We start from the raw sequence: 11,719 nt of genomic DNA, 5'->3' as shown, positions 1-11,719 counted from the left end.
CGCCGCGCGCGAGATCGACGACTTGTATCCGCTGTCGCCAATGCAGCAGGGCATGCTGTTTCACAGCTTGTTCGAACAGGGCTCGGGGACTACATCAACCAATTGCGGCTGGACGCGCGTGGGTTGGATGTGGAGCGTTTCCGAGCGGCCTGGCAAGCGACCGTCGATGCTCACGACATCCTGCGCACGGCCTTCCTGCAAGAGGGCGAGCAACCACTGCAAGTGGTTTACCGGCAGGCCACGCTGCCGTTCGCTTTACATGACTGGCAAAGCCAACAGGGCTTGCCGGCTTCGCTGGATGCACTGGCCGAGCAGGAGCGCCAGCAGGGCTTCGACCTCGCTCAGGCACCGTTGCTGCGCCTGACGCTGGTGCGCACTGCCGCCACCCAGGTGCACCTGATCTACACCAGCCACCATATCCTGATGGACGGCTGGAGCAGCTCTCAGCTGCTGGGCGAAGTGCTGCAGCGTTACAGCGGCCAAGCCTCAGGCCAGGCGCCAGGGCGCTACCGCGACTACATTGCCTGGCTGCAACGCCAGGACGTAGTGGCCGACCAGGCCTTCTGGCAAGAGCAGTTGAGCGCACTGGACGAGCCGACCTTGCTTGCCCGTGCACTCTCCAGCCCAAGCCACAGCCAAGCCGGCCACGCCGACCATTGGCAGGTACTTGAAAAAGCTCGCACCATCGAACTGGGCGAGTTCGCCCGCCGGCAGAAGGTCACTGTCAATACGCTGATCCAGGCTGCCTGGTTGCTGCTACTGCAGCGCTACACCGGCCAGGCCACGGTGGCCTTCGGTGCGACGGTGGCGGGGCGCCCGGCTGAACTCAAAGGCGTCGAGCAGCAGATCGGGTTGTTCATCAACACCCTGCCAGTGGTCGGTACGCTCAAGCCCGAGCAGGCTGTCACTGAGTGGCTGCAACAGGTACAGGCGCAAAACCTGGCCTTGCGCGAGCATGAGCATTCGCCGCTGTTCGACATCCAGCGCTGGGCAGGCCGTGCCGGTGAAGCGCTGTTCGACACCATTGTGGTGTTCGAGAACTACCCGGTTTCCGAAGCCCTGGAGCAGGGTGCGCCGAGTGAGCTTGAGTTCGGGGAGATCACGAGCAAAGAGCAGACGCACTACCCGCTGACGTTGATGGTGAACCTGGGCGAAACATTGAATCTGCAGTTCAGCTATGACCAAAGCAGCCACAGCGCGGCAACGGTAGCCCTCTTGAGCGAACATTTGATGCAAATGCTCGCTGCCATTATCGAAAGCCACGCAGCGACATGCGTTGGCGAGCTGGACATGCTCGGGGCTGGCAAGCAATCGCTGCTGCGTGATTGGAACGGCACGCAGCGCCAGTGGCCTGACGAGCAGCCGGTGCACGTGTTGTTCGAGCGGCAAGTACTCGCTCAGCCTGGGCACACCGCATTGCTGTTTGGCGATGCCTCGCTGACTTATGCACAGGCGAACCAGCGGGCCAACCAACTGGCGCATCAGTTGATCGCGCTGGGTGTAGGGCCTGAGGTGATCGTCGGTATTGCGGCCGAGCGTTCGTTGGAGATGGTCATCGGCCTGATGGCGATTCTCAAGGCAGGCGGTGCTTATGTGCCGCTAGACCCGGAGTATCCGCAGGACCGGTTGAGCTACATGTTCGAAGACAGTGGGATTGATCTGCTGCTGACTCAGGAACACCTGCTGCCAGGCTTGCCGGCGTTTGCAGGCCGAACCTTGCTGCTGGAATCGGACTTCAGTCGTTTCTCTTCTGAAAACCCGGCTGTTCACCTTGAGCCAGAGAACCTGGCTTATGTCATCTACACCTCGGGTTCGACCGGCAAGCCCAAGGGCGCCGGCAACCGCCACACCGCCTTGCACAACCGTTTGGCGTGGATGCAAAGCGCTTATCCGCTGAGCAGCGCGGACACAGTGCTCCAGAAAACCCCGTTCAGCTTCGACGTCTCGGTCTGGGAGTTCTTCTGGCCACTGATGACCGGCGCCCGCCTGGCCATCGCTTCGCCGGGAGAACACCGCGAACCGGAAAAACTGATCGCGACCATCCGGCGCCACAGCGTGACCACGCTGCACTTCGTGCCCTCGATGCTTCAGGTGTTCATTCATGAGCCGGGTGTGGAGCAGTGTGTGAGCCTCAAGCAGATCATGTGCTCAGGCGAAGCGTTGCAGGTCGATGCCCAGCAGCAGGTGTTTGCACGCCTGCCGAGTGCTGGCCTCTACAACCTTTACGGCCCGACCGAAGCGGCCATCGACGTGACCCACTGGACCTGCCGCGATGAAGGCGTGGATACGGTGCCCATCGGTGAGCCGATCGCCAACCTGTACACCCACATTCTCGACGCTTCGTTAAATCCGGTACCGCAAGGCGCGACTGGCGAGCTGGTGCTCGGCGGCCTCGGCCTGGCCCGTGGTTACCACCGCCGCCCGGCGCTGACGGCGGAGCGCTTCATCCCGGACCCGCACGCCGAAGTACCGGGCAGCCGCCTGTACCGCACGGGCGACCTGGCCAAATATCGGGAAACGGGCGTCATCGAGTACCAGGGCCGGATCGACCATCAGGTGAAAATCCGTGGCCTGCGGATCGAGCTGGGCGAGATCGAGGCACGATTGCTGGAGCAGGAATCGGTCAAGGAGGCCGTGGTGCTGGCGGTAGAGGGTGTCGGTGGCCTGCAACTGGTGGCCTACATAGTGCCGGTGGCCTTCGATGACGATGCCTCATCTCAAGCTGCGCTTCGCGACACGCTGAAAACGGAGCTTAAAGCTCACCTGCCGGACTACATGGTCCCGGCACAAATGCTGTGCCTCGCCAAACTGCCGGTCACTCCGAACGGCAAACTGGACCGCCGTGCATTGCCGGCGCCGGAGGCGGTAATCTCGCAAGCCGTCTATATCGCACCAGTGACCGAGCTGGAACAGGCAGTCGCGCAGATCTGGCAAGAGGTACTCAAAGCCGAACAGCTCGGCCTGAACGACCACTTCTTCGAGCTCGGCGGCCATTCGCTGCTGGCGACCCAGGTCGTGTCGCGCATTCGTCGCAGCCTCGGCATCGAGGCAGCATTGCGCACGCTGTTCGAACATCCACAACTCGGCGGCTTCGTCGCCGCGCTGGACCCGACACAAGCCCGTGACGTGCCGGCCTTCACCCTGGCCGACCGCAGCCGGCCGCTGCCGGTGTCGTTCGCCCAGCAACGGCAGTGGGTGTTGTGGCAGCTGGACCCGCACAGCGCGGCGTACAACATCCCGGCGGCGATGACGCTCAAGGGGCCATTGAATGTAGAAGCCCTCCAACAGAGCTTCAACGCCCTGATCCAGCGCCACGAAAGCCTGCGCACCACCTTCACTCAACAGGAAGGCGAGGCGTTGCAAGTTATCCACAGCAGCTTGCCGCTGGCGATTCACGCAGAAGAGGGGCAGTACGACGAAGCAGGCATCAACGCCTTCGTCGAAGCCGAAGTCGCTCGCCCGTTCGATCTGGAAAACGGCCCGTTGCTGCGTGTTCGCCTGCTCAAAGTGGGCGCCGAAGAACATGTACTCACCCTGACCCTGCACCACATCGTCTCCGATGCCTGGTCCACTCCGATTCTGGTGCAGGAACTGGTGCGCTTGTACGCAGGCTTCGCCCAAGGCCAACCGGCCGAGTTGCCGGCCCTGCCGATCCAGTACGCCGACTACGCACTGTGGCAGCGCACCTGGATGGCCAACGGCGAACGCGACCGCCAACTGGCCTACTGGACGGCCCAACTGGGTGGCGAACAGCCCGTGCTGGAACTGCCGCTGGACCGCCCACGGCCTGCGGCGCAGAGCTTCCGTGGTGCCAGTGTCGACCTCCAGATCCCGACCGCGTTGAGCGAAGGCATCCGGGCATTGGCCAAGCGCGAAGGCGCCACGCCGTTCATGGTGCTGCTGGCCGCTTATCAGACCCTGCTGCACCGCTACAGCGGCCAGGCGGACATTCGCGTCGGTGTGCCGATCGCCAACCGTAACCACCTGGAAACCGAGGGCCTGATCGGCTTTTTCGTCAATACGCAGGTGCTCAAGGCGAACTTCGATGCGCCGGCGAGCTTCAGCGCGCTACTGCAGCAGGTCAAACACGCCTCGCTGGACGCCCAGCGCTACCAGGATTTGCCGTTCGACCAATTGGTGGAAGCACTGCAGCCTGAGCGCAACATGAGCCACAACCCGTTGTTCCAGGCGATGTTCAACTACCTGCGCGCCGAGGATCAGCAAGGCCTGGTAGAAAGCCTGAGTAGTTTGAGCATTCATAGCCTGGGGCGTGATACCCATACTGCCCAGCTGGATCTGACGCTGGAGGTGTCCGAATTCGCTGAAGGCTTCAATGCATCGTTCACCTACGCGACGGACCTGTTCGAGGGCCGCACGATCCAACGATTCGCTGCACATTTGCTCAATGTGCTGGCTGCTGTGGTTTCGCAGCCTGAGCGGTTGATTGGTGAGGTGGCGATGCTTTCGGCTGATGAGGCCGAACAGGCATTGCGTGGCTGGAACGTGACTCAACGTAGCTGGGCTGATGAACAGCCGGTTCACGTGTTGTTCGAGCAGCGGGTGCTGGCTCAGCCGGAACACACGGCTTTGCTGTTTGGCGATGCCTCGCTGACTTATGCACAGGCGAACCGGCGGGCTAACCAATTGGCGCATCAGTTGATCGCATTGGGCGTCGGTCCGGAAGTGATCGTCGGCATCGCGGCCGAGCGTTCGTTGGAGATGGTCATCGGCCTGATGGCGATTCTCAAGGCAGGCGGTGCTTATGTGCCGCTAGACCCGGAGTATCCGCAGGACCGGTTGAGCTACATGTTCGAGGACAGTGGCATTGATCTGCTGCTGACACAGGAACACCTGCTGCCAGGCTTGCCGGCGTTTGCAGGCCGTACCCTGTTGCTGGAATCTGACTTCAGCCGTTTCTCTTCTGAAAATCCGGCTGTTCACGTTGGTGCTGAAAACCTCGCCTACGTGATCTACACCTCTGGCTCCACAGGCAAGCCGAAGGGCGCGGGCAACCGCCACACCGCTTTGCACAACCGTTTGGCATGGATGCAAAGCGCTTACCCGCTGGACTCAACCGATACGGTTCTGCAAAAGACTCCGTTCAGCTTCGACGTGTCGGTCTGGGAGTTCTTCTGGCCACTGATGACCGGCGCTCGCCTGGCCATCGCCGCCCCCGGCGAACACCGCGAGCCGGAAAAGCTAATCGCGACCATCCAGCGCCACAGCGTGACCACGCTGCACTTCGTGCCCTCGATGCTTCAGGTGTTCATTCATGAGCCGGGTGTGGAGCAGTGTGTGAGCCTCAAGCAGATCATGTGCTCAGGCGAAGCGTTGCAGGTCGATGCCCAGCAGCAGGTGTTTGCACGCCTGCCGAGTGCTGGCCTCTACAACCTCTACGGCCCGACCGAAGCGGCCATCGACGTGACCCACTGGACCTGCCGCGACGAAGGTGTGGACGCGGTGCCCATCGGTGAGCCGATTGCCAACCTGTACACCCACATTCTCGACGCTTCGCTGAACCCGGTACCGCAAGGCGCGACTGGCGAACTGGTGCTCGGCGGCCTCGGCCTGGCCCGTGGTTACCACCGCCGCCCGGCGCTGACGGCCGAACGCTTCATCCCGGACCCGCACGCTGAAGTACCGGGCAGCCGCCTGTACCGCACGGGCGACCTGGCCAAATATCGGGAAACGGGCGTGATCGAGTACCAGGGCCGGATCGACCATCAGGTGAAGATTCGTGGCCTGCGGATCGAACTGGGCGAGATCGAAGCACGATTGCTGGATCAGGAATCGGTCAAGGAGGCCGTGGTGCTTGCGTTGGAAGGTGTCAACGGCCTGCAACTGGTTGCCTACATCGTCCCATCCCAGTACAGCGAAACGGCTGAAAACCAGGCCGCGCTGCGCGAAATCCTCAAAGCCGAACTGAAAACCCACCTCCCGGACTACATGGTCCCGGCGCAAATGCTATGCCTGCCCAGCTTGCCAGTCACACCAAACGGCAAACTCGACCGCCGCGCCTTGCCAGCCCCCGACGCCAGCCAACTGCAAGGCGAATACATCGCCCCGCAAAGCGAGCTGGAGCAACGCATCGCCCAGATCTGGCAAGACGTGCTGCGCCGCGAACAGGTCGGCATCACCGACAACTTCTTCGAACTGGGCGGTGACTCGATCATCTCGATCCAGGTCGTAAGCCGCGCGCGGCAGGCCGGGATTCGCTTCACACCCAAAGAGCTGTTCGAGCACCAAACGGTGCAAGGGCTGGCCCAGGTCGCTCGCATTGGCGGTGAAACGCTGATGCTCGACCAAGGCCCGGTCACCGGCGAAACCCCGCTGCTGCCGTTCCAGCAGGTGTTCTTCAACACCGAAATCCCCGAGCCTCACCACTGGAACCAGTCGGTATTGCTGAAAACCTCGGTGCAGCTGGATGCGAACCTGGTCGAGCAGGCACTGGAAGCACTGACCCAGCACCACGACGCCCTGCGCCTGGTGTTCACCGACCAGACCGCATCGTTTGCCGCTACCACGCAAGACGTGCTCTGGCACCGCACCGTGACTGACACCGCAGCCCTCGAAGCCCTCTGCCAACAGGCACAAGCCAGCCTGAACCTCGAAACCGGCCCGCTGTTGCGCGCCGTGCTGGCCGACCTGCCCGACGGCAGCCAGCGCCTGCTGCTGGTGATCCACCACCTGGCCGTAGACGGCGTCTCCTGGCGCGTGTTGCTGGAAGACCTGCAAACCGCCTTCACGCAACTGCAACAGGGGCAGGCAATTCAGCTCCCGGCCAAGACCAGCTCTGTCAAGGCCTGGGCGCACAAGCTGCAACACTATGCGCAAAGCGAGAAGCTGCAAGCTGAGCTGGGTTACTGGAAGAGTTTGCTGACGGATGTGAAGGCCGATTTGCCTGTGGATCACGCAAACGGCGGCATGCAGAACGCGCACAGCGCCAGTGCCAATACCTCGCTGCCACGCGAACTGACCCAGAAGTTGCTGCAAGAGGCGCCAGCCGCCTACCGCACCCAAGTCAACGATCTGCTGCTCACCGCCTTGGCCCGGGTCATCAGCCGCTGGACCGGCCACGCCGATACCCTGGTGCAGATGGAAGGCCATGGCCGCGAAGACCTGTTCGACGACATCGACCTGACCCGCACCGTGGGCTGGTTCACCAGCCTGTACCCGGTGCGTTTGACGGCAACCGAGGCACTGACCAGCTCGATCAAACAGATCAAGGAGCAACTGCGTGCCGTTCCGGACAAAGGTATCGGCTTTGGCGCACTGCGCTACCTCGGGCCTGAAAATGCACAAGCCGAATTGGCAGCCTTGCCGACCCCACGAATTACCTTCAATTACCTGGGCCAATTCGATGGCCAATTCGGCAGTGGTGAAAGCGAAGCGCTGTTCAACCCCGCGCAAGAGCACGGCGGCGCCGAACAGTCTGAAAAGGCCCCGTTGCAAAACTGGCTCTCGATCAACGGCCAGGTCTATAACGGCGAGCTGAACCTGAACTGGGCCTTCAGCCGCGAGATGTTCGACGAAGCGACCATCGAACGGCTCGCTGCCGACTACGCTGCCGAGTTGCAGGCGCTGATCGAGCACTGCTGCAACGAACAGAACGGCGGAGTCACTCCCTCGGACTTCCCGCTGGCACGCATCACCCAGCTGCAACTCGATGAGCTGCCGATCGCCGCGCGCGAGATCGACGACCTGTATCCGCTCTCACCCATGCAGCAAGGCATGCTGTTCCACACGCTTTACCAAAAACACTCAGGCGGCTATATCAACCAACTTCGCCTGAATGCACGGGGGCTGGATGTCGAGCGTTTCAAAGCCGCCTGGCAGGCCACTGTTGAAGCGCACGATATCTTGCGAACCGGCTTTGTATGGGACGGTGCACTGTCGCAACCTTTGCAAGTGGTTCACAAACAAGCCACGTTATCGTTCGTGCAACACACACCGATGAACACAGAAGCCCTGGAACACCTGGCGCTGATGGATCGCCAGCAAGGCTTTGACCTGGCAGCACCACCGCTGCTGCGCTTGCAGGTCGTGCCGGGGAGCACGGAAGAACAGCACCTGATCTTCACCAGCCACCATATCCTGATGGACGGCTGGAGCCAGTCACAGTTGCTTGGCGAAGTGCTCCAGCGTTATAGCGGCCAGATGCCTCGGTCGGCTGCCGGCCGCTACCGAGACTACATTGCCTGGCTACAGAAACAGGACACTCATGCCGGCCAGGCATTCTGGGAACAACAACTTGGCAACTTCAATGAGCCTACTTATCTGGCCGATGCAATCGCACTGCCCCGATCGAGCTCGCAGGCTGGATATGCCGAGCACACCAACGGCTTGAGCCCTGATCAGACAGCGGCGCTGATCGAGTTCGCTCGCCAGCAAAAGGTGACGCCCAACACGGTGGTACAGGCAGCGTGGCTGCTGCTGTTGCAGCGCTATACCGGCCAGGCCTCGGTCAGTTTCGGTGCCACAGTCGCTGGCCGCCCGGCCGACCTCAAAGGCGCTGAACAACAGATAGGCTTGTTCATCAACACCTTGCCCATCATCGCCACGCCGGTGCAGGACGCTCGCTTGGCCGATTGGCTACAGCAACTGCAAGCTCAGAACCTGGCGCTGCGTGAACACGAGCACACGCCACTGTTCGAGATCCAGCGCTGGGCTGGCCAAGGCGGTGAGGCGTTGTTCGATAACATTCTGGTGTTCGAAAACTACCCTGTTTCCGAAGCGCTGGAGCAAGCGGCTCCCTCCGAGCTCGAGTTCGCCAGCATCGGTAATCAGGAACAGGCCAACTACCCGCTGACACTGGGCGTGGTACTGGATACCGCCCTGGCTGTGCATTACAGCTTTGATCGGAGCTACTTCGACAACGCAGCGATTGCGCAAATCGGCCGCCATTTCATGCAGCTGTTGCTGGCCATGGCCCATGCCGACAAAGAGGCCCACCTGGGAAGCCTCAGCGTCCTCGAAGTGGCTGAGCGGGAGCAGGCACTGCAGCACTGGAACCGCAACGCTATCGGGTATCCCAGCGAGCAGCCGGTGCATGCGCTGTTCGAAGCGCAGGTACGGGTTCAGCCTGAGGCTACGGCGCTGATCTTCGAGGATCGGGAGCTGAGTTATGCCGAGCTCAATACCCAGGCTAATCGCCTGGCGCATCAGCTGATTGCCCAAGGCGTTGGCCCGGAAGTGCTGGTCGGCATTGCGGTGGAGCGGTCGCTGGAGATGGTGGTCGGCATCCTCGCGGTGTTGAAGGCTGGCGGCGGCTACGTGCCGTTGGACCCGCAATACCCGCAGGACCGGCTGCACTGCATGATCGAGGACAGCCGCATTGCGTTGTTGCTGACCCAGAGCGGGTTGCAGGCGCAGTTGCCGATTCCTTCGGGGCTGCCAGTGCTGTTGCTGGACGCGCCGCTGGCGGCTGATCTGCCCGTCAGCAACCCGGACGTGCCTGTGGTCCCGCAAAACCTGGCCTACGTGATGTTCACCTCCGGCTCCACCGGCCGGCCCAAAGGCGTGGGCATCAACCATCTTTCGCTGACTCGCCACGCCTACGTTTCGCTCGACTTCTTCAACCTCGGCGGCAGCGACCGCGTGTTGCAGTTCTCCACCTTCAACTTCGACGGCTTCGTCGAGCAGCTCTATCCGGCGTTGGTGTGCGGTGCGAGCGTGGTGATTCGTGGCCCGGAAATCTGGGACAGCGAAACCTTCTATCGCCACCTGATCGACGACCGCATCACCACCGTGGACCTGACCACCGCCTACTGGTACCTGATCACCAAGGACTTCGCCCAGCACGGCCCGCGTGATTACGGCCTGCTGCGCCAGGTGCATGCCGGCGGTGAGGCGATGCCGCCCGAAGGCATCGCGGTATGGAAGCAGGCGGGGCTTGAGCATGTGACCTTGCTCAACACCTACGGCCCTACAGAAGCGACCGTGACCGTCACCGCGCTGGACTGCGCGCCCTACGTGAACGGCGAAAAAACCATCCCGGCGATGATGCCCATCGGCGATGTGCTCGGTGGCCGCTCGATCTACCTTCTCGATCAGGCTTTGCAGCCCACACCTCAAGGTGTGGCCGGCGAAATCCTCATCGGCGGCGAGCTGCTGGCACGCGGTTACTTCGGCCGCGCTGCTTCGACGGCCGAGCGCTTCGTACCGGACCCGTTCGAGGGCGCTGGCCAACGCATGTACCGCACCGGCGACCTGGCCCGCGCGAACGCCAGCGGCACCATCGAGTACGTCGGCCGCATCGACCACCAGGTGAAAATCCGCGGTTTCCGCATCGAACTGGGCGAGATCGAAGCCAAACTGCTGGCCGACAGCCGCGTGGGCGAGGCCATCGTGCTGGCCCGCGAATCCGCCAATGGCCTGCAACTGGTGGCGTACGTGGTGCCCAACGCGCCCTGCGACGAGGCCGCACTGCGCGATCGTTTAAGAACCGATCTCAAGGCCAGCCTCCCGGACTACATGGTGCCGGCCCACTGGCTGGTGCTGGAACGCCTGCCGCTGAGCCCCAACGGCAAGCTCGACCGCAAGGCCCTGAGCTCGCTGGCGGTGGCCACCTCGCCAAGCCACTGCCAACCCCCGCAGACCGAGCTTGAAGTGAAGGTGGCGCAACTCTGGGCCGAGGTTCTGGGCCTGGAAACCGTCGGCCGGCACGACAACTTCTTCGAACTCGGCGGCCATTCCCTCAAGGCGCTGAACGCCGTGTCGCTGATCAAACAGCGTGCGCATGCCAGCGTTACCCTGCAGGACTTCATGATGTACCCGACCCTCGCGCAGCTCTGCCAGAAGCTCGAAGGCTCGGCGGCCACTTCGCTGCTGGCCGAGCTGAATGCGCCAGGTGCTTCAAGAACGCTGTTCTGCGTGCCGCCGGCCGGTGGCTCGCCGTATCGCTATCGGGCACTGGCCAACGCGCTGCAATCGACCTGGCACGTCAAGGGCCTGATTTTCCCGGCCCTGGTCGAGCCGAATGCACCGATGCCAGGCTGGCAGGAGATGATCGAGCGCTACACCCAGGCCATCCTGCGCGACCAGCCCAGCGGTGAGTACCACCTCCTGGGCTGGTCCATCGGCGGCCCGATCGCCATGGGCATCGCTCAGCGGCTTGAGCAATCAGGCAGGATGGTGAGCTTCCTGGGGCTGGTCGACCCGACCCCGGAAGCTGCTTGCCAGGCCGATATCGACGAGGTTTTCGCAGGTTCGCGCAAATTGAACGTGCACGATGTGCTGGAGATGTTCGGCCTGTTCTTCCCCGCCCATGCGCACGCCGCGTACGCGTGGTTCGAGCAGTACGGCCCTGCCGAACTCGATGAACGCTTCAAGGAGCGTTTCCTCGAGTGGGCCACGCAGCACACCCCAATACAGCGCAGCGAACTGGCCGGGCTACTGCAAACCACCGCCGACGGCACCGATTTCGCCATGGGCAAAGCTGTTTACGCTCACCTGGACCGCATCTCCCAGGGCGTGCAGTACCCACGCTTCGAGGCGGCCACGCACTGCTGGTGGTCCAGCCTTACCCACAGCGCACAGGTACTGGATCGACAGCACGCACGGGTAGCCCAACAGAACGGCGGCAAACAACCTTGCACCTCCGAGCGCCTGAGCATCGAGCACGCCGAGATGGTTGCTTCGCAGCAATGGATTGCTTCGCTCAAGCGCGCATTGGGGTAAGGAGGTGGCGCCCCGCAAGGGGCGCTTCAGGCGTGGTAAG

The 11,719-nt window shown here is 62.5% G+C and carries 1 protein-coding gene; it reads left to right on the top strand.

Annotated features, from left to right (window positions below):
- Positions 1-123 precede the first annotated feature (123 nt).
- Positions 124-11,679: an amino acid adenylation domain-containing protein gene (locus LN139_RS00115; protein ID WP_442964358.1), complete on the top strand. Its 11,556-nt coding sequence runs from the start codon at positions 124-126 to the stop codon at positions 11,677-11,679.
- Positions 11,680-11,719 lie beyond the last annotated feature (40 nt).

The sequence above is a fragment of the Pseudomonas sp. KNUC1026 genome (assembly GCF_021650705.1).
GTDB lineage: Bacteria > Pseudomonadota > Gammaproteobacteria > Pseudomonadales > Pseudomonadaceae > Aquipseudomonas.
The sequence above is the reverse complement of the archived record's forward strand: the minus strand, read 5'-3'. Positions and strand labels throughout refer to the sequence as shown.